Raw genomic sequence first — 26,376 nt, 5'->3', positions numbered from 1 at the left:
CCGGGCGGTGCGGCGCTGGGGATCAGCGGGTGTACGCGAGCAGATCCAGATCGCGTACGGAGGAAGGCTCTTTTGCCTGGACTCGCAGGGTGTTGCCGGGATCGAACAGCGAAAGCAGGCGCTTGCCGTCGTTCTCGGTGCGCACCAGCAGGTTGCCGTCCGGGTCGAAGACCGCGCCGACCACCGTGCCCGCCACCGGCAGCACCTCCAGATCGCCGGTCGCGGTGTCGACAATCGCGTCCGCCGTGTCCGTGCCCGTCGTGCTCTCGCCGGTGGTCTGCAACGGCACAGTCACCCGCCGGCCGGTGGCATCGACGCTGGTGGGTTTGCACGCGGCCAGCCCGTCCGGGTTGTCCTGCGGTTGCGTGTCACCCAGCACCGGCACGCTCGTGCTCGTCCCGGCCGCGCCGTCGGCCACCTTGAGCCCGCAGTACGAGGTCGCGTAGACGAGCGTGCTGCCATCGCCCGCCCAGCGGAAATGCTGACCCGAGGCCAGACCGTCGGGAAGCGGGGTGATCGCGCCGGACTCCAGGTCCAGCACGCCCGGCGCAGCCGCCGACGAACCCGACGCGACCAGCAGCCGGCTGCCCTCGGGCGACCACACGGGAGCCTGATCGGCCGCGACCACGCCGGCGGCCACCTGCCTCGGTTCGCTGCCGGACTCGTTGACCAGCAGTTTGCCGTCGGACACGTACGCGATCCGGTAGCCGTCGGGCGAGATGCCGACCGACGAGGGCGCGTTCCGCAGCACGACCTCGCTCGTGCCCTGGCCGGGCGACATGCGTACGACGTCGGGGTCGCCGTCGCGCTCACGATAGAAGACCTGCCCCGGCAGGTCGGCCAGCACCCGCGACTTCGGTTTGGCGGTCTTGGGTCGTTTCGCCGGCTTGCTGTCCTCCCGCGACGGCCGCACGGGGTTGCCGGCCGGATCACCGGTCGAGCCCGTGGCGGAGGCGTCAGACCCGGCCGGCGACGACGACGGGGCCGGACCGGCCGACGAAGCCGACGGGGCGCCCACGGCGACCGGGACGCCGGCCGGCTTGCCGCGCGGCATCTGCCACAACCCGCTGGCCAGCACGACCAGCACGGCCATGGCGGCGCCGGTGCCGACCGCGGCCTCCCGGCGGCCGATCCGGCGCGAACGGGTGATCGCTCGCTCGTAGAGGTCGGCAGGCTCGGCGACCTCGGCCAGCTCGTGCAGCGAGGCCCGGAGCCGATCGTGCTCGGCGGTCATCGGCCCGCCTCCCGCACTTCAGCATCCTGCCTGGCGGTTGTGGGGTCCGCTTCCGGCCTTTCGATGCTGTGGCCGGCGGCTGCGGTGCTCGTCTCCCGCGCTTCGGTTCCGTTCCTGGCACTCGCCGGGCCGGGCTGCGGCCCCCTCGCCGGCGCCCCGGCGTCATGCCTGGCGTTGGTTGTGCCCTGCCTTGTGCTCGTTGTGCCCGTCGCAGGCGTCTCGGTGAGCATGCTCAGGCCGGGCAGCAGGGCGCGGAGCTTGTCGAGGGCTCGGGCGGTCTGCGTCTTGACGGTGCTGACCGACACGCCCATCAGCTGGGCCGCCTCGGCCTCGGTGTGATCCTCGAAGAACCGCAGCACGATCACCGCGCGCTGCCGGGGGCTCAACGTCAGCAACGCCCGCCGCAGCACCAGCCGCTCGACCGCGGCGTCGGCGTGATCGTCGGAGCCGAGCCGGGAATCGGGCTCGTAGTCGGCCGGCAGAACCTCGGCGACCTTGGGACGGCGCCAGAACGACACCTGCGCGTGATACATGACCTTGCGGGCGTACGCCTCGGCGTTCTCCGTCCGCTCGAGTCGCTGCCACGAACGATGGGTGCGGGCGAGCGCTTCCTGCACGAGATCTTCGGCGAGATGCTGGTCGCCGGTCAAAAGGTACGCCGAACGCAACAATGCGTGCGTCCGTGTACGGACGAAATGCGCATAGTCGGCCTCACGGGCGTCCATTCGAAGGTGTCCGTTCGAGGTGTCGAGGGAGACGTGAGCGTACCCAGGCGGTCCAAGAACCGCACTGCCGGTCACGTCGACCCTCCTCACCCTCGGACGCACCGGGCGATGCCACCCCGTGTGGGCACCGACCAGCAAAACACCGCGCGATGCCTCCCCGTGTGGGCACCGACCGGCGACTTGTCAGACGCGGAATCGGGGGACGCCGGACGACAACCGTTCGGCCGAAATCGGGGGTCCTCCGAACGGTCGATCGTCCGCCCTGTGGATAACTCCGGCCCCCGACTTGACACCCAGTAACGTCCACCCCGTCGCCCCGGGAGGGTGGGGGTTTGGGATGGCGAGATTCTGATCTTGTGCGGAGCGTAATGGTGTCGGGGCCCACACCCGGCGGGGCGCGTTTTCGGTAGCGTCGGTGGGCATCGGTCTGCACGGTGGGCGTCTCGCGCGCCCGGAACGGAGGACCCGCATGGCACGCCCCCGCATCGTCATCGTCGGAGCCGGGTTCGCCGGGTTCGCGGCTGCGCGCAAACTGTCCCGGCTCGCCCGTGGCGGCGCCGAGATCGTCATCGTCAACCCCACCGACTACTTCCTCTATCTGCCGCTGCTGCCCGAGGTGGCGACGGGCATCCTCGAGCCGCGGCGGGTCACCGTGTCGCTGCAGGCCGCGCTTCCGGGCGTACGGCAGATCCTGGGTGAGGCCGACGGCTTCGATCTGGACAACCGCCGCATCTCCTATCGCGACCCCGAGGGGCGTCCCGGCACGATCGGCTACCACCGTCTGGTGATCGCGGCCGGCAGCGTCAACAAGCTGCTCCCGGTGCCCGGCGTGTCCGAGTACGCGCACGGCTTCCGCGGCATCCCCGAGGCGCTTTTCCTGCGCGATCACATCACCCGGCAGATCGAGCTCGCGGTGAACGCGCCGACCGAGGAGGAGCGGCTGGCGCGCTGCACCTTCGTCGTGGTCGGGGCGGGCTACACCGGCACCGAGGTGACGGCGCAGGGGGTGCTGTTCACCGACGCGCTCGCGGGGCGGCGTCCCGAACTGCGCGGCAAGGTGCGCTGGCTGCTGCTCGACACGGCCGACCGGCTGCTGCCCTCGCTCGACGAGCGCCTGAGCGCGGCGTCCGACGAGGTGCTGCGCGGGCGGGGAGTCGAAATCATGCTGCGTACGAGCGTGAAGGAAGCCACCCAGGACGGGGTGCACCTGTCCACGGGCGACTTCGTGCCGACGCGATCGCTGATCTGGTGTGTCGGCGTGCGCCCCGACCCGGTGGTTGAGGGGCTGGGGCTGCCGCTGCGGAGCGGCCGGATCGTGGTGGACGAGTTCCTCACCGTGCCCGGTTACCCCGACGTGTACGCGATCGGCGACGCGGCCGCGGTGCCCGACCTGACCCGCCCCGGCGAGCTCACCGGCATGACCGCGCAGCACGCCGTACGCCAGGGAGCCGCCGCGGCGAGGAACATCGCGGCGTCGTACGGGCAGGGCCGCCGACGGCCGTACCGGCATGGCGACCTGGGGTTCGTCGTCGACCTGGGCGGGTTCGACTCGGCCGCGGACCCGCTCGGCGTGCCGGTGACGGGCCTGGCCGCCAAGGTGGTGACGCGGGGCTATCACCTGCTCTCGATGCCGGGCAACCGCGTACGGGTGGCGGCGGACTGGCTGCTGGACGCTGTGCTGCCGCGGCAGGGGGTGCAGCTCGGCCTGGTGCCCGGGCGCGCCGTGCCCCTCGACAGCTCCACCCCCGAGCGAACCAGTCTCTGAGCCTCGGCGTGATGCCGGTTCGGCACCTATAAGGAGGATTAGTCCGTTCAGGCGAGGGGGATCGTCCGGTTGGCCGGGGGTTTGGGGATAGGTGCAAAGCGGGAACAAGCCATAATTCGGTCATGCGATCTTGTTGGCTCGGCGTGATGGTGGTCGCCGCCTCGGCTGTCGTCGTGGTCGGCGTCGCGGCTCCCGCGTCGGCCGGGAGCACCCTGCGAGCCGCCGATGCCGAGCGCGCCGCAAAAATGGGACCGGCCGCCGATGCCGAGCGCGCCGCAAAAATGGGACCGGCCCCCAACGCCGAGCGCGCCGCAAAAGTGGGAACAGCCCTCAATGCCGAGCGCGCCGCAAGAACGGGGCCCGCCGCGATCGTCGGCGATGCCGGGAGTGGGGGGCCGGATGTGGGTGCGCCGGCGGTCGGTCCCACGCCCAGCGCGACGACCCCGGCCGGCGTCCCGGTCCTCATGGCGCGCTACGCCTTCAACGGCCGTTCCGCCCCGATCGCCGACGAGTCGGGCCGAGGGCACAACCTGCGGATCATCTCGGGGCACGGCGGAACCGTCCGGGCAGTGGCCCACGGCCGGGGTTCCGCCCTGCTCTTCCCGCCGCGATGCCTGGAGCGGATCTGCCCGCACGTGGCCCTGCAGACCCCGTCGACGGCCGACCTCAACCCCGGGACCCGCAACATCTCGTACGGCGCCGATGTCTTTCTGCGTCCGACGCAGACCAGCAAGGGCCAGAACGTGATCCAGAAGGGTTATTCGACCCGCGGCAGCCAGTGGAAGCTGCAGATCGACGGCGTCGCCGGGCGGCCCAGCTGTGTGCTCGTCGGGGATCGGTCGCCGCGCATCCGGATGGCGACCAGCGTGGTCAGCGTGGCCGACAGCCGATGGCACCGGGTGAGGTGCGCGCGGATCGGCGGCACGCTCTCGGTGTGGGTCGACAACGTGCTGCGCGGCCGGATCGGGATTCCGCCGAGGCTGTCGGTGACCAACAACCGCCCGATGAGCATCGGCGGCAAGGGCGCGTACGCCGACAACGACCAGTTCAACGGCGCCCTCGACAACGTCTGGGTGCAGATCGGCTAGGGGCGCCGCAGCCCGTCCGACACGGCGGTGAGCAGGTCCGATTGGGCTGTGTCGCCGGAGAGTTCCCAGGCGAACGCGCCTCCGAGGGCCTTGTTCCGGGCGTACGCCATCTTGGTCTTGATCGTCTGCGGGGTGTCGTAGGACCACCACTGGTCGCCGCAGGAGGCGTACGCGGTGCCGGCGATCGTGCCGGTCGGCGGGCAGCGCTTGATCAGGTGTTCGTATTCCTCGAGCCCTTTCTCGTAGCGCCCGGCGGCCGGACCGCTCGCTTCCCCGCCCGGTTCCGCGCTGGTCACGCCCGTCCAGCCGCGTCCGTAGAAGCCGACCCCGAGCAGGATCTTCTCCGGCGGGACGCCCAGTGCGAGCAGTTTCTCGACGGTGGCCGAGGCGGTCGACGTCTCGCGCGGAATGCCCGGGTACGCGGTCAGTGGTGAATGCGGTGCTGTCTTCTGCACCTTCTGCGCCGCCTCGCCACCGGCGCCGAAGTAGTCGTACGTCATCGCGCTGAGCCAGTCGGCGTGCTCGGCCGCCGCCCGGTAGTCGGTGGCCTCCAGCTTCGAGGAGTCGCCGGGCACCGCGGCAGTGATCACCGCGTCGGGTCCGAACGCCGTGCGCAGCGAGCCCAGCACCCGGCCGAGCGCCTCCGGGCCGCTCCTGTCGCAGCTCATCCCGCACGCGTTCGGGTATTCCCAGTCCACGTCGATGCCGTCGAAGACGCCCGTCCAGCGGCGGTCGGTGAGCAGGTCGTGGCACGACCGGGCGAACGTGTCGGGGTCCCGCGCCACCTGGGTGAAGCCGCCCGACCCGGTCCAGCCGCCGAACGACCACAGCACCTTGAGCCCGGGGTGTTGGGCCTTGAGCCGGCGCAGCTGCCCGATGTTGCCCCGGGCCGGGTCGGTGACCTGGTCGGCGACGCCGTCGACGCTCTGCCCGGCCTCGACCGGCTTCTCGTGGTCGGCCCAGCGGTCGGCGACGGCGCATTTGCCCCCGGTGACCTTGCCGAAGGCGTACAGCAGGTGGGTCAGTCGCCCGGCGGCCCCGCTCGTGTCCAGGCCCTTCACCTGGAAGTCGCGGGCGTAGGTCCCCCAGCCGGTGAAGTAGCCGACCACCTTGGGCGCGGCGGCAGCGGGAGCGGGCTCGTCGTCGGCGGACCCGCAGCCGGCGAGTCCGAGCAGGACAAGGATGATCAAGACGAATCGGGCGCGCACCGCTCCGAAGCTATCCGGACCGGCCAAGCGCGCCGCAAGTGATCACTCGTCCGGGTGTATCCGCCGGGGCGGGTGATTCGAGGCACCGTCGTCCACCTCCGGCTCGGGCTGTGCGATCGTTTTCCGGTGGCCATCAGCCCGCACGAGCCCTCCGCCGCTCCGGTCGCCCGCAGCTGGCGTGCCGAGTTGCGTGCGCTGCTGAGCTGGCGCCGCATCCTCACCCGGCTCCAGGCGGTGCTGCGCAGCGCGCTGGTGACCTTCGTCGTGCTGACCGTCACCCTCTGGTTGATGCCGGGCGTGGAGAGCAACGACGTCGTCGACACCCTCGGCCTGGTGGCGATCGTCGCCGGGGTCGGCGCGGTGCTGCGGCCGCTGCTGCTGCTCGGCATCACCGCGCTGGGCGGCTGGGGCGCGATGCTGCTCGGCCTGATCGCGCAGATCGTGGTCATCGTGGTCGCCCTCGAGATCGACCCGGCCGACCGGATCAGCGGCCTGCCGTCGCTGGTGGGCACGGCGATCCTGGCCGTGGTGTTCGCCGCGATCGTCGACTGGATGGCCGACAGCGGGTCCGACGACACGTTCGTCCGCGAAGCGCGGCGGCTCATGCGGGGCGTCCGCCGCCGTCAGTCCCGGCTGGCCGGCGGCCCGGTCGTCACGTTCCGCCGTCCCCGGCAGGGCACCGAGCCGGGCCTGATCATGGTGCAGTTCGACGGGTTGTCGGAGCCGGTGCTGCGCTGGGCCGTGCGGGCCGGCAACCTGCCCACCCTGGGTCATTGGCTGCGCTCGGGCAGCCACAGCATGCGGGGCTGGCACACCGGCCTGCCGTCGACCACGCCCGCCTCGCAGGCCGGCATCCTGCACGGCGCGACCCGCCAGATCCCGGCGTTCCGGTGGTTCGAGAAGGACACCGGCAAGCTGATGGTGACCAACCGGCCCCGCGACGCCGCGGTGCTCGAGCCCCGGCTCAGTGACGGCCGGGGCCTGCTGCGCGACGGCGGGGTGAGCATCGGCAACGCGTTCAGCGGCGACGCGGCGGTCAGCCTCCTCACGGTGAGCCACGCGGCGCTGCCCGGCCGGTCCGCGCGGGGGTGGGCGGCGTTCATGGCTTCCCCGTACGGCTTCACCCGCGCCCTCGTGCTGGGTGTGGGCGAGGTGATCACCGAGTTGCACCAGGCCCGGCTGCAGCGCCGCCGCAACCTGCAGCCCCGGGTCAGCCGGTCAGGCGCTTTCCTGGCCCTGCGCCCGGCGTCTATGCTCCTGCGTGACGTGAACGTGTCGCTGATCGCCGAGCAGATGGCCCGCGGCGCCCCGGCGATCTACTGCGACCTGGTCGACTACGACGAGGTGGCCCATCACGCCGGCCCGGCCCGGCCCGAGTCGATGCGCCAGCTCGAAAGCCTCGACCGCATGCTCGGGGTGCTGGAACGGCTCGCTCCCGAGGCGGCCCGCCGCTATCACCTGGTGGTGCTTTCCGATCACGGGCAGAGCCAGGGCGCGACGTTCCGCCAGCGCTACGGCGAGAGCCTCGACCGGGTGGTCGAGCGGTTCTCGGCGGGTGACGAGGTCAAGGCGCCCGAGTCGCCGGCCGAGTCCGAGGCGACGCGGGAACCCGACTTCCCCCAGCCGCCTGTGCCCCCGCTGCTGGTGGTGTCGTCGGGCAACCTGGCCCTGGTCTACCTGACCAAGTTCGAGCAGCGGCTGGACAGGGCCGCCATCGACCGCGAGTATCCCCGGCTCATCCACGGCCTGGCAGCGCATCCGGGCATCGGCCTGGTGATCGTGCGCGGCGAGGACGGGCCGATCGCGCTGGGCACCTCCGGCGTCCATCACCTGCGTGACGGCGTCGTCGAGGGCGTCGACCCGCTGATCCCGTACGGGCCCAAGGCTCGTCACGACCTGCTGCGCCACCAGGAGGCCGCGCATGTGGGCGACCTGGTGCTGATCAGCTGCGTCGATTCGGTGACCGAGGAGGTCGCGGCGTTCGAGGAACTGGTCGGTTCGCACGGCGGGCTCGGCGGCTGGCAGACCGAGGCCGTGCTGGTGCACCCCGCGCGCTGGCCGGTGACCGGGGCCGAGCTCGACGGACCCGACGCGGTGCATCACCAGCTGGTCGAATGGCTGGCCATGCTCGGCTTGCGGACCCGGACGCCGGCCGCCGACGAGGTGGCGCGGCTGGAGCACAACGCCCACGACAAACAGCTGGAGCACAACGCCCACGACAAACAGCTGGAGCGCGAGGCCCACGACAAACAGCTGGAGCGCGAGGCCCACGACAAACAGCTGGAGCGCGAGGCCCACGACAAACAGCTGGAGCATGAGGCCCCAGAAAAGATCTTCGAGTCGCCGGGGTCACCGAGACTTTCCCGGACGCGCGACGGTTAAGCACGGTGTGCCGCGACTCCCGCTTGTCCTTCTGGCCCTGGCCGCCCTACTTCTGCCGGCGGCCGCCGCCCCCGCAGTGAGCCCTACGGCACGTTCTTCCGCACCTACCTTCAACGGGGGCGTCTACGCGGTCGCGCACCGCGGCGCCACGACGTACGTCGGAGGCACCTTCACCACCGCGACGGCGAACGGGCGCACCTACCCGCGCGAGCGGCTGGCCGCGTTCGATTCCCGTACGGGCAAGCTCCTCGACTGGTCGCCGCGAGCCGACGGGGTCGTGCGGGCCCTGGCGGCCACCTCCGACAGCGTCTACGCGGCGGGCGATTTCCACACGGTGAGCGGCGAGCGCCGTGACTCCCTGGTCCGGCTTCACCCCACCGACGGCGCCGTGCGGTCGTTCCGCCACACCCTTTCCGGTACGCCGTACACGCTCGCCAGCGGCAACGGCCGGCTCTACCTCGGCGGCAGCTTCACCCACGTCGCCGGCGAGAAGCGGGGCAACGTGGCCGCGTTCTCGCTGACCACCGGCAAGCTCGACACCCGCTGGCGGCCGGTCGCCGACGACACCGTGCACGCGATCGCGGTCGCCGGCCCGCGGGTCTACCTCGGCGGCGGCTTCCACTTCGTCGGCGCGGTCAAGGGCACGCTGCGGCTGGCCTCGGTCAACGCCGTCAGCGGAAAGGTCGACCCGGTGTTCCGGCCGCGGGTGCCCGCCGAGGTGCGCGCGATCTCACTCGACCCCACCGGGGTGCACGTCGCCACGGCCGGGGTGGGCGGCCGGGCCATCTCGTACAGCTACACCGGGGCCGTGCGCTGGCAGCGGGTGTTCGACGGGGACGCGACGGCGATCGCGACCACGGGCGGCATCACCTATGTCGGCGGGCACTTCGACAACGCCTGCCTGACCGAGCGCAACGGCGTCAAGGGCGGATGCGTCGACGGGTCGCGGCGGCGGCTCAAGCTGGCCGCGGTGACGTCGAAGGGGCAGCTCACCTCGTGGGCGCCGAAGGCCAACGGGGTGATCGGCGTACGGGTGCTGAGTGTGAACCGTGTCGCCGGAACGATCGAGGCCGGTGGTGACTTCACCACCCTCGACGGCCGGGCCCGGCACCGCTTCGCGGCCTTCTGATCTCGGCCCTGTGGAAAGCCGGTCCGAGATCCTAGACTGCCGACCATGACCGCCCCTCGTTCCGTGGCGCCGACCGTCGAGTCGCAGGCGGTGCTGGCGCCGCTCACCGATGCCGCGATCTTTCTCGTCGCCACCGTCCGTCCCGGCGGCGAGGCCACCGTCCGCGACCTGCTGGAAGATCTGAGCGGGCTGCAGCGTACGGTCGGCTTCCGGCTGCCCGCGGCTCAGCTCTCCTGCGTCACCGGCATCGGCTCCGACCTGTGGGACCGGCTGTTCACCGGCCCCCGCCCGCGCGAGTTGCACCGCTTCCGATCGTGGAAGGGTCCCAAGCACACCGCGCCGTCGACCCCGGGCGATCTGCTCTTTCACATCCGGGCCGGGCAGATGGACGTCTGCTTCGAGCTGGCCGCCAAGATCGCCGAGCGGCTGCGCGGGGCCGGCGACATCGTCGACGAGACGCACGGCTTCAAGTATTTCGACGAGCGCGACCTGCTCGGCTTCGTCGACGGCACCGAGAACCCCACCGGCGTCAAGGCCCGGCACGCCGCGATCGTCGGCGACGAGGACGAGCCGTTCGCCGGCGGCAGCTACGTGATGGTGCAGAAGTACGTCCACGACCTCGAGGCGTGGAACGCGCTGAAGGTCGAGGACCAGGAGGCGGCGATCGGGCGCACCAAGCTCGACAACGTCGAACTGCCGGACGACGTGAAGGCGCCCAACTCGCACCTGGCCCTCAACGTGGTCGAGGACGCGGACGGCAACGAGCTCAAGATCCTGCGCGACAACATGCCGTTCGGTTCGGTCAAGGACGGGCAGTTCGGCACGTACTACATCGCGTACGCGGCCACCCCAGACATCCCCGAGCTGATGCTGCGCCGGATGTTCCTGGGCGAGCCGTACGGCACGTACGACCGCATCCTCGACTTCTCCACCCCGTTGACCGGGTCGCTGTTCTTCGTCCCGGCCGCCGGCTTCCTCGACGATCTGCCCGACTAACCGAGCAGCGTGGCCAGGTCGGCCAGTGTCCGCAGCCGCAGGTCGCCGTCGAGTCCGCGTAGTGCCGCCGTGCGTGCGCCCGCGGCCCGGCCCGCCTGCAGTCCGACCTCGGCGTCCTCGACCACCAGGCAGTCCTTCGGGTCGACCTGCAGCAGCTCCGCGGCCCGCCGGTAGCCCTCCGGGTCGGGCTTGCCGGCCGCGATGTCGTCGGTCGTCACCAGCACCGGGGCGACGATCCCGGCCGCGTTGAGCCGGGCCTTGGCCAGCCGCGAGTCGGCGCTGGTGACCACGGCCCACGGCAGGCCCTTGCGGGTGAGCTGCAGCAGCAGTTCGCGGGCGCCAGGGGTCGGGCGCACGTCGGAGAGGTCGTCGTACTGCAGCTCGAGCTGCCGGGCCGAAGCGACCACCAAGGCGGCCTCGTCGAGGTGCGGCAGGAGCTTGCGTACGGTGGTCGCGCTCGGGCTGCCGTGCGCCATCTCGTACGCCTCCTGGCCGTCGACCCCGTACTCGGCGGCCCACGACAGCCACGACCGCAGGACGGCGCCGTCGGAGTCGACCAGCGTGCCGTCCATGTCGAACAGGATCGCCCGTACGGTCGTGATGTCGAACGGCTCGGGGCCGGTATCGGGCACAGATGTCTCCATAGGTTCCGGCGGCGCCACTGTCAGGCGGCCGCTTCCTCCACCGTTTCTTGCCGGGCGCGGCGGCGGCGGATGTGCCGCACGTGCAGGATGACGTACGTCGCCACCACCAGCACGCCCACGGCGATCGCCTGCCACTGGTATCGGTGCGCGTGTTCGATGATCTCGACCAGGTGGGTGCCGAACAGGTACGCCACGGTGGTCCACACGCCCACCCACAGGGCGGCGCCGATGGCGTTGTAGAGCAGGAAGGTCCGCCAGGGCATCGCCGTTATGCCGGCGATCACGCCGTTGAGCTGGCGCAGCCCGTCGATGAAGCGGGCGATCACCACGACCCGGCCGCCGCGCCGGGCGAAGAAGCCCTCGGCGCGGGCCAGCCTCTCGGGGGTCAGGAACACGTACCTGCCCCAGCGCAGCGCCAGTTTGCGGCCACCGCGCACACCGATCCAGTAACCGATGTTGTCGCCGACCACGGCCGCGACGAACGAGAGGGCCGCGACGGCGAAGATGCTCATCCGCCCGGCGCCGGCGTAGATGGCCGCGGCCACCATGATCGTCTGGCCGGGCGCGGGCACCCCGAAGCTCTCCACACCGATGACCCCGGCAATGGCCAGGTAACCCCATCGGTCGAGGATCGGGGCGACCCCGTTCAGGAGCCCGGGGAGGTCGGCTTGAGGTGGCATCGGCTCAACGGTAGCCGGGACAGGCCGGACGAAACCTGGGGAGTCACTCTTGAACTGTCGGCGAGGCGATTCCGTTCGGTTGGCCGGCCGGGCACGGCAGACCGTCCGTTCGGTGGAGGCAGGCCCGGGGCAGGGTTGGTTTGCTGGGCCGTCATGTCTCGTCTGCCCGCGCGCCTGCGCCTTTCGCCCCGCAAAATCGCGATCAGCGTGCTCGTTGCCGCCGTGGTGGCCGGCATGTCGTCGTTCGCGCTGACCCGTGCCGACGCCGCCACGTTCTCGACCGTGCAACCGGGCAGCTTCACCGGTGAGGCGTTCGACGCCTGCACCGCGCCGCCCAGCGCCTCGATGAAGGCGTGGCGGGCCAAGTCGCCGTACAAGGCAATCGGCATCTACATCGGTGGCGTCAACCGGGGGTGCGCCCAGCCGCAGCTCACCAGCGCCTGGGTCAAGGAGCAGGTGCAGGCCGGCTGGAAACTGCTGCCCCTGTACGTCGGGCCGCAGGCCACCTGCACCACCATCGGCGGCGGACGCAAGCTGATCGACAACGCGACCGCCGACACCCAGGGCCGCGTCGCCGCCTCGGACGCCGTCGCGAAGGCCCAGGCGCTCGGGCTGGCCCGCGAGAGCATCATCATCTACGACATGGAGTCGTACCGGACCGACGACGCCGCCTGCCGTCAGGGTGTGCTCGCGTTCATGAACGGCTGGACGGCCCGGCTGCACGACAACGGCTACTTCTCCGGCTTCTACTCCAGCGCCGCGTCGGGCATCGCTCACCAGGTGGCCAACTACACCAAGCCCGGTTACACCCGCCCCGACTACGTGGACTTCGCCCGCTGGGACCAGAAGGTCACTCTCTCCGACCCGCTGATCCCGGCGACGGTTTGGCCCGGCAAGCGGCGTATGAAGCAGTACCGCGGCGGCCACAAGGAGACGCACGGCGGCGTCACGATCAACATCGACAACAACTACGTCGACTTCGCGCCGCTGCCCAGGACCAAGGCGGCCGACGTCACCGGCAACGGCTGGGCCGACGTGCTGGGCCGGTCGTCCACGGGTGTCATGTCGGCCTTCTCCGGCAACGGCTCGCTGGTCGACATCAACCAGCGGCGCACGCTGGGCACAGGCTTCGCCTCGATGACCGCGGTCGTGCGCATCGGCGACCTGGACCGCGACGGCCGCGAGGACGTGGTGGCCCGCCACGCCAACGGCGAGCTGTGGTTCTATCCGGCCACGGCCACCGGCTTCGGCCCGCGCAAGAAGGTCGGCGCCGGCTTTCACGTGCTCCGTGAGATCACCGCGATCGGCGACCTCACCGGCGATGGTTATCCCGACCTGCTGGCCATCTCCCGGGGCAACTTCCTCTACCTGTACGCGGGGCAGTCCGGCGCCAAGCTGAGCGGCGCTCGCGTGGTCGGCGCGGGCTGGGCCGGCAAGACCGAGCTGGCGGGCGCCGGTGATTTCAACCGCGACGGCTTCCCGGACCTGGCCGCCCGGCTCGACTCGGACGGCAAGCTCTATCTGTGGACGGGTCGTAAGGGCGGCTTCACCGGCAAACGCCTGTCCCTGGGCGTCGCGGCCGGCGACCTGCGCGACGTGATCGGCGTGGGCGACTTCGACCGGGACGGCTTCCCCGACCTGGCCGCCGTGCAGAAGCCGACCGGCGCCCTCGTGCTGCTGCCCGGCGCGGGCACTTCGCTGCGGGCCCCGTTCCGCCTCGCCAACGGTTTCGGCGGCATCGCCCCGCTCGCCTAGAAACACGCATGGCCGGCCCGAACCGGGCCGGCCATGAAAGTCGGGGGTCTTACAGGGTGTCGGCGGCGAGCTGGCCGCGCAGCTTGGTCAGGGCCTTGGTGAGCAGGCGCGAGACGTGCATCTGCGAGATGCCGATCTGGTCGGCGATCTGCGACTGGGTCAGGTTGCCGTAGAAGCGCAGCGTCAGGATCTTCTGCTCGCGCTCGTCGAGCGTGGCCAGCGCCGGGCCCAGGGCCACGCGGGTCTCGGCCAGCTCGAACTCGGAGTCCTCCCCGCCCAGGGTGTCGCCCAGCTCGGTGGTGCCGTCGGCGCTGATCGGGGTGGACAGCGAGGTGGCGTTGTAGGCGCGAGCGCCCTCCAGGCCCTCCAGCACGTCTTCCTCGGTGACGCCGAGGTGGGCGGCGACGTCGGCGACTGTCGGCGAGCGCCCGAGCGAGTGGGTGAGCGTCGCGTTGGCCTCGGTGATCGCCAGGCGCAGCTCCTGCAGCCGGCGGGGCACCCGGACCGACCAGGTGCGGTCGCGGAAGTGGCGCTTGATCTCACCGATGATGGTGGGGATCGCGTAGCCCGCGAAGTCGACGCCGCGCTCGGGGTCGAACTTGTCGACCGCCTTGATCAGGCCGACCGTGGCGGTCTGGATGAGGTCGTCGGTGGGCTCGCCGCGGCCGGAGTAGCGGTGGGCGAGGTGACGGGCGAGGGGCAGCCACGCCTCGATCGCCCGGTCGCGCAGCGAGGCGCGGGACGGGTGGCCGGCCGGCATCGCGGCCATCGCGTTCAGCAGCTCGGCGGCGCTGTCGGCGGGCGCGGTGGCCGCGGCCGGAAGCGTCTCGGCCTGCGTTGTGCTGGTGGTCTCGGTGACGGTCATGTCAGTGGTCCTCCCTGGCACCTGTTCCGGAGAGCCGGTCCTCGTCTTGCTGGACCCAGTCGGTCGGGGTGTCCCTATCTGCCGGCTGACGGTGATCGATGCGACCTCCGCCGGCCGCACACACGTGGCCGTTCGGTTATGACCAACCTAGCCGACAGGGCCAAGAAAGACTAGCCGAAAGTATGAGTTACTTTGCGTTATAGCAAGAGTACCGAGAATGATCTTCTGGGCGCTCAGGGGCGTCGATGCCGGAGCGGTGCGGGTGGGACCGTACGGATCCTGTGATGACCCGCAGGGGCCGGTTCAAACCTGACTTGGCCGGGAAGCCGCGGGCCGGTCGGTATCGAACCGATCTCACCGAGCACGTCCGGGCCGGCTTCCCGGGCCGAATCCCTTCGGGCCTGGTAGAAATGCGCCCGTGGCGGACTCCTACCAGATCGGCCAGGAACGCGCGGACGACCGGACCGCGACGGTCCTGCGCCCCAGCGGTGATCTGGACATCAACGCGCGTGACGACCTCAGCCTCGCCATCGTCGAGGCGCTCCGCGAGCATCCGAGCGTGACCGTCGACCTCGCCGATGTCACGTTCATCGACTCCGAGGCGCTGGGCGCGCTGATCGACGGCTACAACGAGGCCGTCGCGCGCGGCGCCCGCTATCGCGTCGTCAACGCCAAGGGCGGGGTCGCTCGTGTGCTGACCGTCTCAGGTGTGCAAGGCCTCTTCGACGCTGCGGACGGGTCGTCGGGCTCGTAACCTGCGGCGGTGTCCTTGATCGTCGCGGCGGTTCTGCTGGCCGCAGTGCTGGTCTTCGCCGTGGTGCGCCCGCGTGGCCTGCCGGAGGCCGTAGCCGCCGTACCCGCCGCCGCCCTGGCGATCGCCCTCGGTCTGGTGTCGTGGGACGACGCGTGGGCCGAGTTCCGCGAGCTCGGGCCGACCGTCGGCTTTCTCGCCGCGATCCTGCTCCTCGCCCACCTGGCCGATGAACACGGCGTCTTCCAGTACGCCGGGAGGGCCGCGGCCCGGATCAGCCGGGGCGACCCGCCGCGCCTGCTCGTCGCGGTCTTCGTCACGGCCGCCCTGACCACCGCGTTCCTCAGCCTGGACGCCACCGTGGTGCTGCTGACCCCGGTCGTGCTGGCCACCGCGGCCCGGGTCGGCGCCCGCGCCCGGCCGTCCGCGTTCGCCTCTGCCCACCTGGCCAACTCGGCGTCGCTGCTGCTGCCCGTCTCGAACTTGACCAACCTGCTCGCCTTCGCCGCCAGCGGCCTGGGCTTTCTGGCCTTCACCGGGCTGATGACGTTGCCCTGGCTGGCCGTGATCGTCGTCGAGTACCTGGTGTTCCGGCTGTACTTCCGGGCCGACCTGCGGGTGCGCGAGCAGCCCCGGCCCGACGCCGGCAACGGGCCGGCCCCGGCGTACGCGCTGACCGTGCTCGGCCTCACGCTGGCCGGCTTCGCTGTCGTCCACCCCCTCGGGGTGCACCCGGCCTGGGGCGCGGTGACCGGCGCCGCCTTCCTGGCCGTGCCCCACCGGGTGCCGCCGCGCACCCTGATCCGCGAGGCGAACCTGCCGTTCTGCGCTTTCGTGCTCGCGCTCGGCGTGGTGGTGCTCGCGGTGCAGCAGCATGGCCTCGAGAGCTTCCTCGCCGCGATCGTGCCCCACCACGCCGACCTGCTCGGGCTGCTGGCCGTCGCGTTCCTCGGCGCGGTGCTGGCGAACCTGCTCAACAACCTGCCGGCCACGCTCGCCCTGCTGCCGGTGGTCGAGGCCAGGCCGGGGTTGTTGCTGGCGATGCTGATCGGCGTGAATGTCGGCCCGAACCTGACGTACGTGGGTTCGCTGGCGACCCTGCTCTGGCGGCAGATCCTGCACACCCACGATGCGGCGCCCCACCCACGCGACTTCCTCCGGCTCGGCGTGCTGACCGTGCCGCCCGCGCTGGTCGCCGGCGTGCTGGCGCTGTGGGTGAGCCTGCGCCTCGCGGGCATCGCGGATTGAGGCGCGGGCTGGGATCAGGAACGCACCCTCGCCGCCGCGCCGGTATCGGTCCGGGGAACGGCCGAGGTGATCCGGTGGGGGATTCGGCGGCGGGGTGCGTCCGACGCAGTCAGTCTTGTCGATACGGTTGTTACAGGCAAGTAAAACTGGTTACGGAACCTGACCGGTCGGCGGAGTGCCCCCGGTACCGCCGCCGGCTCCGCCAGGCGCCCCGCCACCGCTCGGTTGGGTGGTCGTGTCCACTTTCACGGTCAACGTCACCGTGAACCCGCTCGAGACGTCGCCCGAGACCGCGCCCATCTGCAGGGCGGCCTCGTCGTCGCCGAAGACGTTGTCGGAGGCCAGCGTGAGCCGGCTCAGGTTGCTCACCGACGACGAGTAGCCCGTGGTGGCGTACACCTTGTCGCTGACGTCCTTGGGCAGCGCGACCTGCGAGGTGGCGATGGCCTTGGTGGAATCGGTGATGTCGGCCCGGCCCGGATAGACCTCGAAGTGGACGTGCGGCCACCGCCCGGTGTAACAGGCCGGGAAGATGCTGGTGAACCGCACCTTGCCCGAGGCGTCGGCGATCTGGACGCCGCGCAGGTAGTTCTGGTCGGTGACGCCCTCGGAGTAGAGGGAGTAGCGCCCCTCCCGATCGCAATGCCACACATAGACCGCGACATCCTTGAACGGCGCATCATTGTCGGCCATGTCCAGGATCGTCAGCTCCAGGGTCATCGGTACGCCCTGAGCAGTGCCGCCGGCCGTGCCGAAGCTCGACCGGATGTCGCTGCGGACCACCCCGCTCTGCTCCAGCACGTCCGGCCCGTTCGACCCGTCCCCTGGGTACGGCCCGGCAGTCTCGTCGGGGATCTCACCGGTCGCCGTGCCCGAAGCCGTCCCGGACGGCGAGTCGTCGCTGCACGCGGCCAGCCCCAGCACCGCGGCGCCGACGCCGAGCCCGCGCAGCACATGCCGCCGGTTGACCAGCGTGCCCAGGTCGAAGCCCAGCCCCTGATCGACGACCTCCTCGTCCGGCCGTGGGAGCCGTCGTCCCTGGTAAACCGGCCCGGTGCCGTGCGCCATCGGTTCGCTCCTATCGTGGTGTGACCCGTTCGGAACTCACCGTAGGACCGGTTCTTGTGCATTTGCTTTGAGCCGGCTGTCCACCGCCCCGGCAACCGGCGGTCGGCGGTCGGCCCGGCGCGACGACAACCGTTCACCGGCGGTGGCCCGCTTTGTCCAGCCGCCGTCGCGACGGTCTAGGAGCCCGTGTGGCGGGCGGCCTGGCGCAGGTCGACGTCCTCGATGAGCTCGCGGGCGATCTCCTCGGGCAGCTGCCGGTCGCGCACCGCCTTGCCGAGCGCCAGGCGCTGGGCCTCGAACGACGCGTCGACGTCGGATGCGGGCCGCGCCGCCGCCTCGGCTGCCAGCTGCCGGCCGTACTGCCGCAGTTTCCCGGTCTCGGCCCGCTCGGTACGCAGGTCGAACTTGAGCTTGCGGGCCAGCCACGCGATCGTCGTGCCCTGCAGCAGCAACGTGCCCAGCGTGACCAGCAGCGCGATGGCCTGAATGGCGTCGCGGCCCGGGAACTCCTCGCCCGACGCGGTGTGCTCGGGGATCGAGGCCGCGGCGGCCAGCGTCAGGATGCCGCGCATGCCCGTCCAGCCGACCAGCACCATCTCCTTGGTGGTCGGCGCGGGCAACGGCTGCCCGCCGCCGCGTTCGTGCCGCTCCCGCCGGCGCTGATAGCGGGCCCGGAACCGTTCGTCCGACTCGGCGCGGCGCTTGGTCCCGATCTCCTTGAGCCGCCACCGCCCGAAGATGACGAACACCCCGGCCATCCGCAGCACCATCGCCGCCACCAGCAGGACACCCGCCGCCACCAGCGTGCGGACCAGCCCCGGGTCCGCCGAATCGGCCAGTTCCCGCAGCACGAACTTCAACTGCAGGCCGATGTACGCGAACACGAACGTCTCGAGAAGGAAGTCCAGCACCCGCCAGACCTGCTCCTCCTGCAACCGGGTCAGGTACGCGCCTGGGTACTGGTGTTTCGGGTCGAGGGTCAGGTTCACGCTGATCGAGAAGGCGGCCATGACCACGGCGAGGATGCCCGACGCGTGCGCCTGCTCGGCGGCCAGGAACGCGGTGAACGGCACGAGCAGCACGAGCGACGTCTCGAGGGTCGGATTGTGCAGCCGTTTGCGGATCCACAGCGCGACGAACGCGAGCGCCGCGCCGATGGCGAGCCCGATCGACGCCGTACGGAGAAACTCGAGAAGGCCGCCCGACCAGCTGGTGTGCTCACCGTTGACCGCGGCCACGGCGATGCTGAACAGGGTGAGGGCGGTGGCGTCGTTGACCAGGCTCTCGCCGGTGAGGATCGAGGTCGCCCGTTTCGGCAAGCCGATCTCGTCACCGTGCGACACCGTCGTGATCGTGTCCGGCGGGGCCAGCACAGCGCCCAGCACGAACGCGACCGAGAGCCCGAGCGCGGGCATCAGCCACGACGACAGGAACCCGAGCGCGCCGCAGGTGACCGCGACCAGCACCACGCCGAGCGCCCAGATCGCCCGCAGGTTGGCCCCGAAGTTCGCGAACGAGGCGCCGCGGGTGGCCGAGTAGAGCAGCGGCGGGATGACGATCGCGAGAATGACCTCGCTGTCCAGCTCCAGCCGCGGCACCCCGGGAATGAACGACGCGGCCGCGGCCAGTACCACGATGATCATCCCGGGTTCGACGCCACGACGCCGGGCCATCGACGACACGAAGATGCCCAGACCGATGATGAGCAGGATCTGCACGCCGTTCACGATGATCAGGCTAGTGCTCGGGGCCGGCGCGCCGGGTATGCTCAGCGGCGGGCCGTGACTGGCGCGTCAAGGTGGTCAACCATCGGGGAGCGGTCCCGTCCCTGTTCTTTCCGGCGGGGCCGACCTGCCGTGCGCCTGGGCCTCTGCACAGTGATAGAGAGGTCCCATGACTGTGTCTGACCGCGGCGGAAAACAGAATGCAACCCCAGATGGAACGCTGAACGCCGAATCCCACGCCTTCCGCTCCGCCCTCGAGGTGGTCCGGTCCGTCGAGCCCCGCATCGCCGACGCGATCGCCAAGGAGCTGAACGACCAGCGCGAGTCGCTCAAGCTCATCGCGAGTGAGAACTACGCCTCGCCGGCCGTGCTGCTGGCCATGGGCAACTGGCTGTCCGACAAGTACGCCGAAGGCACGATCGGGCGCCGCTTCTACGCCGGCTGCCAGAACGTGGACACCGTCGAGTCGGTCGCCGTCGAGCACGCCAAGGCCCTGTTCGACGCCCCGTACGCGTATGTGCAGCCGCACTCCGGCATCGACGCCAACCTGGTCGCGTACTGGGCGATCCTGGCCGACCGGGTCGAGGTGCCGCACCTCAAGAAGTTCGAGAAGCGCCAGATCAACGAGCTCACCGACGCCGAGTGGGCCGAGCTGCGGCAGGCCTTCGGCAACCAGCGCATGCTCGGCATGTCGCTCGACGCGGGCGGCCACCTCACCCACGGTTTCCGGCCCAACATCTCCGGCAAGATGTTCGACCAGCGCAGCTACGGCGTCGACCGGTCCACCGGTCAGATCGACTACGCGGCGCTGCGCGAGACCGCCCGCGAGTTCAAGCCGCTGGTGATCGTGGGCGGCTACTCGGCCTACCCCCGGAAGGTGAACTTCGCGACGTTGCGCGAGATCGCCGACGAGGTGGGCGCGACGTTCATGGTCGACATGGCGCACTTCGCCGGCCTGGTCGCGGGCAAGGTCTTCACCGGCGATCACAGCCCGTTCCCGCACGCGCACATCGTCACCACGACGACCCACAAGTCGTTGCGCGGCCCCCGCGGCGGCGCCGTGTTCGCCCAGCCCGAACTCTCCGGCCAGGTCGACCGCGGCTGCCCGATGGTGCTCGGCGGCCCGCTCGCCCATGTGATGGCGGCCAAGGCGATCGCGTTCGCCGAGGCCCGGCAGCCGTCCTTCCAGACGTACGCCCAGCAGATCGTCACCAACAGCCAGGCGCTCGCCGAGGGCCTGACCAAGCGCGGCGTCCAGCTGGTCTCCGGCGGCACCGACAACCACCTCGTGCTGATCGACGTGCACCCGTTCGGCCTCACCGGCCGCCAGGCCGAGCAGGCCCTGCTGGACAGCGGCGTGGTCACCAACCGCAACGCCATCCCCCAGGACCCGAACGGCGCCTGGTACACCTCCGGCATCCGCATCGGCACCCCGGCCCTGACGTCCCGCGGCCTCGGCGTGGCCGAAATGGACCAGATCGCCGAGCTGATCCACACCGTGCTGGCCGGCACCACCCCCGACGCCACCTCCAAGGCCAAGTTCCATCTGGACCCGGCCGTGGCCGACCGCGTCCACAAGCAGGCCCACGAACTGCTGGCCGGCTTCCCGCTCTACCCGACGGTCGACCTCGGCTGACAGTTGTCCACCACGAACCGCCACACCAAACCGGCCCGGACCAGTACCCCCAGATGCGGCGGCGCAGGGTGGATAGGCTGATCTGGGGCCGGCCGAGTGAGCGCCAGAGGGCGGCGGTGGTCCAGGCTCTGGGGATCATGAGAAGCCGGTGGAGGCGTTCGCCGAGACGGGGGCTGCCTTTGCGGGGTCGGCCGCTGCGGGGCCGGTCGGGTAGTCCGGCGAGTCCTTCGTGCTGGTGGCGGGCGATCCAGCGGCGGACGGTGACGGGGTCGTTGTGCAGCAGGTCGGCGGTCTCGGATGCCGACCAGCCTGCGGCGGAGAGCACGACGATGGCCATGCGGGTAGCGGTGCGCCAGGGGCCGTGCAGAGCGGTGATCAGTTCGGCGTGTTGCTCGGCGGGCATGCGGGCGTAGATGTGCGCGGGGCGCATACTGGTGGTGACCTCGTCGGGGTTCGGGCTGGTGTGGAAACTTGATCCGAACCCACGACGAGGTTTTTCTGTAGCTATGTCCATCTTGCCGGGCAAGTCTTAGCCCAGGCCGTTACGTACAGAACCTTTGCCCACGTGCTTAGGCGGTGCGGGTTTTTAACTCGCTGCTTTGATCTCCATGACTGTCTGGTGCTGGTTGGCTGCGGTGCGGAGAAGTGCTGTGGCGGCTGCTGGTAGCGCAGCTGGGGTGATCATGGTGCCGTGTTGGTGGAGGAGTTGCCGGATCTCGGTGACGGCTCGGCGGATGGTGCTGCGGTGGGAGTCGAACAGCACGGCAAGGACGTCGTGGGGTTGTTGTAGTCGTAGGTGCAGGACGGTGGCCAGGACCCGGTCCGGGAAGCCGAGTTGGAGTGGGCGTCCGGATCTCGGAAGGTGTGGCTTCTTGCCGGCGGCGAGTGCCTGTTGTCGGCGATGTTGGTGTTTCTCCTGGTCGTTCTGGTTGTGGAGCGCGTCGAGGTGATCGGTCAGTTCGCCGAGTTGGTGCTGGCTCATTCCGGTCAGCAGTGGATCCGACAGAGCGATGATCTCGGTTTCTGAGCTGGCGGGATGCTGTTCCCGGCTGGCTGGGTCGGCCGGGATGGCTGGCGGGTGCAGGGTGTAGTTCCAGTCGCCGTGGAAGGTGTGCCGGGCCAGTGGCAGGGCGGTCATGTCGGCATCGGTGACGGTGCGGCCGGTGGGATAGGTGCCGGTGTCAAGCTGGGCGTGAACGCGCAGACCGGTGCTGGTGGTGGTCGCGGCGATGGACTGCACGATGACTTCGTGGCTGGTCAGCGGCCGGCCGCGCCATTTCATGGTGATGTGGCAGAACAGCCGGTGCTCGATCTTGTTCCACTTCGATGTGCCGGGCGGAAAGTGACATACCGTGATCTGTAGTCCGGTCTCGGCGGCGAGGGCAGCGAGATCGGCTTTCCATGCCCGGGTGCGGTAGCCGTTGGAGCCGCCCGCGTCCGCGGTGATCAACAGCCGGGAGGCCTGCGGATAGTCGTCGCGGCCGGTCGCGGTCCACCAGCGGCGGATCGATTCGACGGCGAACGTGGCGGTGTCGTGGTCGGTGCCGACGTTGACCCAGCCGGTGTTGGCGGCCACGTCGTAGACGCCGTAAGGCACTGCTTTGCCGTCGCTGTCGCCGGGGAAGTCGTGGGTCAGGGTGGCGACCGGCTCGCCGGTAGGGCGCCATTGCCGGCCGGCGTTGGTGAACTGTCCGACCAGTTCCTTCTTCTTGGTGTCGACGCTGATCACCGGGTCGCCGGCCTGCTGGTGCTCGGTGACCTGCTCGTTGATGTAGTTGAACTGTGCATCCCGGTCCGGATGTTGCCGGCCCTCGATGGTCTTGACGTTGGATTGCAGGCTGAATCCCTCGTCGCGCAGTAAGTCGGCGACGGTGTCCGCGCTGACCCGGTGGCCCTCTCGGGTGAGTTCGTCGGCGAGTTTTCGGGTCGATTTGGTGGTCCACCGCAGCGGTGACATCGGATCACCGCGCTCGTCCGGCTCGACCAGCGCGAGCAACGCCGGCCGCAGACCCGGATCCAGCTCAGCGGCTCGTTTCCGGCCGCCGCCGGGCCGGCGGACCCGCCCCAACGGCTGCGCACCGGCGTCGAGCTCGTCAACGCCGGCCGATACCGTCGCCTCGCGGACCCCGGCAGCCCGGGCCACCGCCCGAATGCCTCCATGACCGAGTATCCGGGCCTCAGCCGCCATCAGGAGTCGGCGCTGCCGCTCATCCAGGTGCGGGAAGATCACCTCGAACTTCGCGGCCAACATCGACCGCGTCTCATCCGTCACCGACATAACAGATCAACGAGCAGCAATCCCGCAAGCTACGGCTTGTTTCTCTGCGACGCCTTAGAAGGCGGCGGTGGCGAGGTCGCCGACGGCGGTACGCACACAGGCGGCGAGGTGCGGCACAACGGTCAGCGGCGAGCTAGGTCCCGCGTTGCGGGGTATCGCCTCGGTGATCTGCCGCAGGATCGTCGCGGCCTCGCCCGGCGTGTAGGGGGTGGCCAGCATGGTGTGCAGGTTCAAGCACCACACCAGCGCGGCGAGGCAGTCGGTCACCGGATCGGATGGCCGGTCGTGGTAGACGAGCCTTGTGTTGAGCTGACCCCGGTTCCAGCTCAGCCCGCCCGCGTCGGCGAGGTAGAAGCGGGTCGCACGCAACGTGCGGCGCTGCTCGGTGACCACCCCAGCCGCGAGCAACGCCGCGAGAGTGCGCTGATACAAGCGCACGTACGGGTGGTGCTGGTCGGCGGGCAGCTCGGCACGCGCCGCCCGCAGCACGTCGGACAACCGCGAGGTCTCCCCGGTGAGCTCGTGCAGTACACCGGCGGTGATCGGATCCAGCTCACGGGAAGCGGCCCGCCGCCCGCTCTGGAGGTGCGGTTTCAGGAAGCCGCCCCGGCAGACGATCCGGTCATCGAGCAGCAGGTCGACCAGGGTCGCGGCCATCAACCCGATCGCCAAAGCCCCCGGGTTGAGCAGGGGTTGCAGGTCGGCGCGGTCGTCGTGGGCCAGCAGCCACAGCCGCTCTCGCACCGTCCCGATCTCCATCCGGCTCACCACAACCCCCCGACCAAGCTCAACCGCTCGTGCGCACCCCGATACGCCTGCACACCTTTCAGGAGGCGCTTGTCCAGGTCGGCGGTGATCGTGTACTGGGCGTCGACCATGTTCCCGATCCGTGCCATGCCGTCCTGCGACACCAGCTGGTAGGCGTCGAGCAGGTCCAGACCGGTCAACTCACACAGGTGGGCGATGAGGTCCGCGTGGGCGCTGCGGTAGGCGTCATCCAACGGCCGGGCGATGCCGATGGAGATGAGGCGGGTGTCGGTCTCCAGCCTCGGCAGCCGGGTCACCACATCCGGAATGACCTCGACGCACAGGACAACGTCCATCGGTACCTCAACCGCCACCCCGCACAACTCGCCGTCGCCCTGCCGGGCGTGCCCGTCCCCGACCGCCAGCAGCGCCCCCTCAGCCCCGACCGGCAGATACACCGTCGTGCCGGCCGCGATCAACGGGGTGTCGAGGTTCCCGCCGTGCGGGCCGGGGACGATGGACAGGCGGACCTCACCGGCGGCCGGGGCCACCCCGATGGTGCCGAGCATCGGTTCGAGGCTCAGGTCGGCGGTGTAGTCGCCGCCACGGGCCGTGTAGCCGACTGTCCCGGCGTCGACGTCGATCGCGTACTGCCAGACCCGTTCTTCGAGGGCGGGGTGCAGCATCGCCGTGGTCGGCGTACCCGTCAGCGCGCCGAAGTGCGGGAAGGTCGCCGACCAGCCCACCTCGGCCGCCGGGGCCAGGTCGACCACGTGCACGGCGAGGGTGTCACCCGGTCGGGCGCCCTCCACCCACAACGGGCCGGTGACCGGATTCAAGTACGGGAACTGGCACACCTTCGACGGCAGATCACTGACCGAGGTGACCTTCCCGCCGAAGCAGTCGAAGGTGCGCAGGTGGACCAGCTCTCCGGGCCGGATGGTCGCGATCGGGTCCCGGCCACCGAAGGTGTAGCCGACCGTGCCAGGGGTCGCGTCGATGAAGATCGGCTCAGGCACGGTGCACCGCCCCGTACTCGACGGCTGTCTGTCCGTTCGCGACACCAACCTCGTCGGTGTCGGTGAGGCCGGCCAGGCGAGGCCGCCGCCCCGCGAGAGTCATACCCAGCAGGATCAGCACGCCCAGGCCCAGCCACACGAACCCGAGCCGTTGGGCGAGGACGTTGGCGTTCACGATCACCACGCTCAGGATCGCGATCCCGGCCACCGGTAGCACCCAGGAGCGCCACCAGCCCGCCACCTTCTCCTCGCTGCGGCGCAGGTTGCGGGCCAGAACCGACAGGTTCACCACGATGAACGACAGGATCGCCCCGAAGTTCACCAAGCTAGCCATCAAACTGATCCCGTCAGCCCGCGACGCCATGAACAGGCCCAGCACGAGGGAGATCGCGGCCGTGAGCAGAATCCCGTTGGTCGGCACCGACCGTGACGGGCTGATCTTCGCGAGGAACGCAGGCAGCTGCCGGTCACGGGCCATCGCATACAACAGACGACTCGTGGCAACCTGAGCCACCATGTTGTTCGCCAGACCCCACGACAGGGCGGTGGCGAGAGCGGTCAGGGTGGCCAGCCACGGCCCCGCCGCTACCCGAGCCGTGTCATAGAAGGCGGTCCCGGCCGGATCCCCATCCGTGATCAGCTTCGTGGGGTCCTCGACCAGCAGACCCGCCACGAACGTCTGCGCGATGAACAACACCCCGGTCAACCCGAGCGCGGCGATCTGCGCCCGCGACACCTGCCGCGCCCCGCCACGCGCGTCCTCCGCCAGGGTGGACAGGGCGTCGAAGCCCAGAAACGACAGCATGCCCACCGACACCGCCGCAGCCACCACCCCGATTTGAAAGTGGCTGCTGGAGTAAAGCGGCTCCCACGAGAACCCGCGACCTGCCCCCGCGGCGAGGGCGAGAAGGCCGGCGGCCAGGTAGACGCCCAGCACGGCCAGCTGCCCAACCAGGAAGATCTTGTTGACCAGGCGGGTGGTCTTGATGCCGCGCAGGTTCAACCCGGCATTGACTACCACGAACACCACGACCCACACCCACAGCGGCACGCCGGGCCAGACCGCCGTCATGCTCGCCGCCGCGACCAGCGACAACAAGCCAGGCACGAGGATGTAGTCGAGCAGCACCGTCCACCCGGACAAGAAACCCGCCGACGGCGAGATCGCCCGGCCCGCATATGCGTACACCGAACCGGCGCTCGGATAGGCACGCGTCATCACGCCGTACGCCGAGGCGGTCACCATCATTGCGACCATCCCCACCGCGTAGGCGAGAGCAACCATGCCCTCCGACGCTTGGAAGACGCTGCCGAAGATCCCGAACGGGGCGATCGCCACCATGTAGATCAGCCCGTAAACGAGCAGGTCACCGAAGCTCAGCGACCGTTGAAGCTCGGGCGTGTATCCAGAGCCAAAGCAAAGTTAGTTGATCT

At 70.3% G+C, this 26,376-nt stretch carries 20 protein-coding genes and 2 pseudogenes; 9 read left to right on the top strand and 13 right to left on the bottom strand.

Annotated features, from left to right (window positions below; translation table 11 throughout):
• Positions 1 to 22: 22 nt before the first annotated feature.
• The gene (locus C8E87_RS13515; protein WP_133873420.1) at positions 23 to 1,234 is read right to left on the bottom strand and encodes a TolB family protein; all 1,212 of its coding nucleotides are present in this window, start codon (positions 1,232 to 1,234) and stop codon (positions 23 to 25) included.
• 224 nt (positions 1,235 to 1,458) lie between these two features.
• Positions 1,459 to 1,959, bottom strand: a pseudogene (locus C8E87_RS13510) (SigE family RNA polymerase sigma factor); the annotation flags it as partial.
• A 469-nt stretch (positions 1,960 to 2,428) separates the two neighbouring features.
• Here C8E87_RS13510 and C8E87_RS13505 point away from each other — a divergent pair.
• Positions 2,429 to 3,724 carry an NAD(P)/FAD-dependent oxidoreductase gene (locus C8E87_RS13505; protein ID WP_133873419.1) on the top strand — a complete coding sequence of 432 codons (1,296 nt, stop codon included), beginning with the start codon at positions 2,429 to 2,431 and terminating at the stop codon, positions 3,722 to 3,724.
• A 122-nt stretch (positions 3,725 to 3,846) separates the two neighbouring features.
• Positions 3,847 to 4,812: a LamG-like jellyroll fold domain-containing protein gene (locus tag C8E87_RS45495; RefSeq protein WP_239080379.1), complete on the top strand. Its 966-nt coding sequence runs from the start codon at positions 3,847 to 3,849 to the stop codon at positions 4,810 to 4,812.
• Here the strand turns inward: C8E87_RS45495 and C8E87_RS13495 are convergent.
• Positions 4,809 to 6,020, bottom strand: coding sequence for a glycoside hydrolase family 18 protein (locus C8E87_RS13495; protein ID WP_239080380.1), 1,212 nt, complete (start codon positions 6,018 to 6,020; stop codon positions 4,809 to 4,811). The genes C8E87_RS45495 and C8E87_RS13495 overlap by 4 nt on opposite strands.
• A gap of 126 nt (positions 6,021 to 6,146) precedes the next feature.
• Here C8E87_RS13495 and C8E87_RS13490 point away from each other — a divergent pair, with 126 nt between their 5' ends.
• The 3 genes from C8E87_RS13490 to C8E87_RS13480 are packed head-to-tail and all read left to right on the top strand — an operon-like array spanning position 6,147 to position 10,527.
• Positions 6,147 to 8,402: a phage holin family protein gene (locus C8E87_RS13490; RefSeq protein WP_243755147.1), complete on the top strand. Its 2,256-nt coding sequence runs from the start codon at positions 6,147 to 6,149 to the stop codon at positions 8,400 to 8,402.
• 7 nt (positions 8,403 to 8,409) lie between these two features.
• Positions 8,410 to 9,531 (top strand): NHL repeat-containing protein, encoded by a 1,122-nt coding sequence (locus C8E87_RS13485; RefSeq protein ID WP_203720766.1) that lies wholly within the window; start codon positions 8,410 to 8,412, stop codon positions 9,529 to 9,531.
• 45 nt (positions 9,532 to 9,576) lie between these two features.
• The gene (locus C8E87_RS13480) at positions 9,577 to 10,527 is read left to right on the top strand and encodes a Dyp-type peroxidase (protein ID WP_133873417.1); all 951 of its coding nucleotides are present in this window, start codon (positions 9,577 to 9,579) and stop codon (positions 10,525 to 10,527) included.
• Here C8E87_RS13480 and C8E87_RS13475 read toward each other — a convergent pair.
• Together C8E87_RS13475 and C8E87_RS13470 are read right to left on the bottom strand one after the other, a co-directional pair.
• Positions 10,524 to 11,159: an HAD-IA family hydrolase gene (locus C8E87_RS13475; RefSeq protein WP_239080384.1), complete on the bottom strand. Its 636-nt coding sequence runs from the start codon at positions 11,157 to 11,159 to the stop codon at positions 10,524 to 10,526. The genes C8E87_RS13480 and C8E87_RS13475 overlap by 4 nt on opposite strands.
• Positions 11,160 to 11,191: 32 nt before the next feature.
• A complete protein-coding gene (locus C8E87_RS13470; protein ID WP_133873415.1) occupies positions 11,192 to 11,851 on the bottom strand; it encodes a DedA family protein in 660 nt (219 codons plus the stop codon).
• 153 nt (positions 11,852 to 12,004) lie between these two features.
• Here C8E87_RS13470 and C8E87_RS13465 point away from each other — a divergent pair, with 153 nt between their 5' ends.
• Positions 12,005 to 13,606: a glycoside hydrolase domain-containing protein gene (locus C8E87_RS13465; RefSeq protein ID WP_133873414.1), complete on the top strand. Its 1,602-nt coding sequence runs from the start codon at positions 12,005 to 12,007 to the stop codon at positions 13,604 to 13,606.
• A 49-nt stretch (positions 13,607 to 13,655) separates the two neighbouring features.
• On the opposite strand, the gene C8E87_RS13460 is transcribed toward C8E87_RS13465, so the two are convergent.
• Entirely contained in the window at positions 13,656 to 14,471 is an 816-nt protein-coding gene (locus tag C8E87_RS13460; RefSeq protein ID WP_133873413.1) for an RNA polymerase sigma factor SigF, read from the bottom strand.
• 418 nt (positions 14,472 to 14,889) lie between these two features.
• Between C8E87_RS13460 and C8E87_RS13455 the strand changes: the two genes are divergently transcribed.
• Entirely contained in the window at positions 14,890 to 15,225 is a 336-nt protein-coding gene (locus C8E87_RS13455) for an STAS domain-containing protein (RefSeq protein WP_133873412.1), read from the top strand.
• 9 nt (positions 15,226 to 15,234) lie between these two features.
• Positions 15,235 to 16,470, top strand: a complete 1,236-nt coding sequence (locus C8E87_RS13450) for an SLC13 family permease (protein WP_133873411.1) — start codon at positions 15,235 to 15,237, stop codon at positions 16,468 to 16,470.
• A 150-nt stretch (positions 16,471 to 16,620) separates the two neighbouring features.
• Here the strand turns inward: C8E87_RS13450 and C8E87_RS13445 are convergent, their stop codons facing one another.
• Both C8E87_RS13445 and C8E87_RS13440 read right to left on the bottom strand, forming a co-directional pair.
• Positions 16,621 to 17,538 carry an intradiol ring-cleavage dioxygenase gene (locus C8E87_RS13445; protein WP_133873410.1) on the bottom strand — a complete coding sequence of 306 codons (918 nt, stop codon included), beginning with the start codon at positions 17,536 to 17,538 and terminating at the stop codon, positions 16,621 to 16,623.
• A 176-nt stretch (positions 17,539 to 17,714) separates the two neighbouring features.
• A complete protein-coding gene (locus tag C8E87_RS13440; protein ID WP_133873409.1) occupies positions 17,715 to 19,265 on the bottom strand; it encodes a cation:proton antiporter in 1,551 nt (516 codons plus the stop codon).
• Positions 19,266 to 19,431: 166 nt separating this feature from the next.
• On the opposite strand from C8E87_RS13440, the gene C8E87_RS13435 reads away from it, so the two are divergent.
• Positions 19,432 to 20,898, top strand: a complete 1,467-nt coding sequence (locus C8E87_RS13435; protein ID WP_133873408.1) for a glycine hydroxymethyltransferase — start codon at positions 19,432 to 19,434, stop codon at positions 20,896 to 20,898.
• Between the two features lie 52 nt (positions 20,899 to 20,950).
• Here C8E87_RS13435 and C8E87_RS45490 read toward each other — a convergent pair.
• From C8E87_RS45490 to C8E87_RS13410, 5 genes and pseudogenes are all read right to left on the bottom strand, one after another.
• A pseudogene (locus C8E87_RS45490) lies at positions 20,951 to 21,328 on the bottom strand (helix-turn-helix domain-containing protein); the annotation flags it as partial.
• A gap of 156 nt (positions 21,329 to 21,484) precedes the next feature.
• Positions 21,485 to 23,176, bottom strand: a complete 1,692-nt coding sequence (locus tag C8E87_RS13425) for an ISAzo13 family transposase (protein WP_133873407.1) — start codon at positions 23,174 to 23,176, stop codon at positions 21,485 to 21,487.
• A gap of 54 nt (positions 23,177 to 23,230) precedes the next feature.
• A complete protein-coding gene (locus C8E87_RS13420) occupies positions 23,231 to 23,935 on the bottom strand; it encodes a GPP34 family phosphoprotein (protein ID WP_133873406.1) in 705 nt (234 codons plus the stop codon).
• A 5-nt stretch (positions 23,936 to 23,940) separates the two neighbouring features.
• The gene (locus C8E87_RS13415; protein ID WP_133873405.1) at positions 23,941 to 24,942 is read right to left on the bottom strand and encodes an acetamidase/formamidase family protein; all 1,002 of its coding nucleotides are present in this window, start codon (positions 24,940 to 24,942) and stop codon (positions 23,941 to 23,943) included.
• Complete coding sequence (locus tag C8E87_RS13410) at positions 24,935 to 26,284, bottom strand: APC family permease (RefSeq protein WP_133873404.1); 1,350 nt, start codon at positions 26,282 to 26,284, stop codon at positions 24,935 to 24,937. Before C8E87_RS13410 ends, C8E87_RS13415 begins: the two co-directional genes overlap by 8 nt.
• Positions 26,285 to 26,376 lie beyond the last annotated feature (92 nt).

Source organism: Paractinoplanes brasiliensis, assembly GCF_004362215.1.
GTDB classification, from domain to species: Bacteria; Actinomycetota; Actinomycetes; order Mycobacteriales; family Micromonosporaceae; genus Actinoplanes; species Actinoplanes brasiliensis.
Note: the sequence above shows the minus strand (reverse complement) of the source record. Positions and strands in the feature narration are given on the sequence as shown.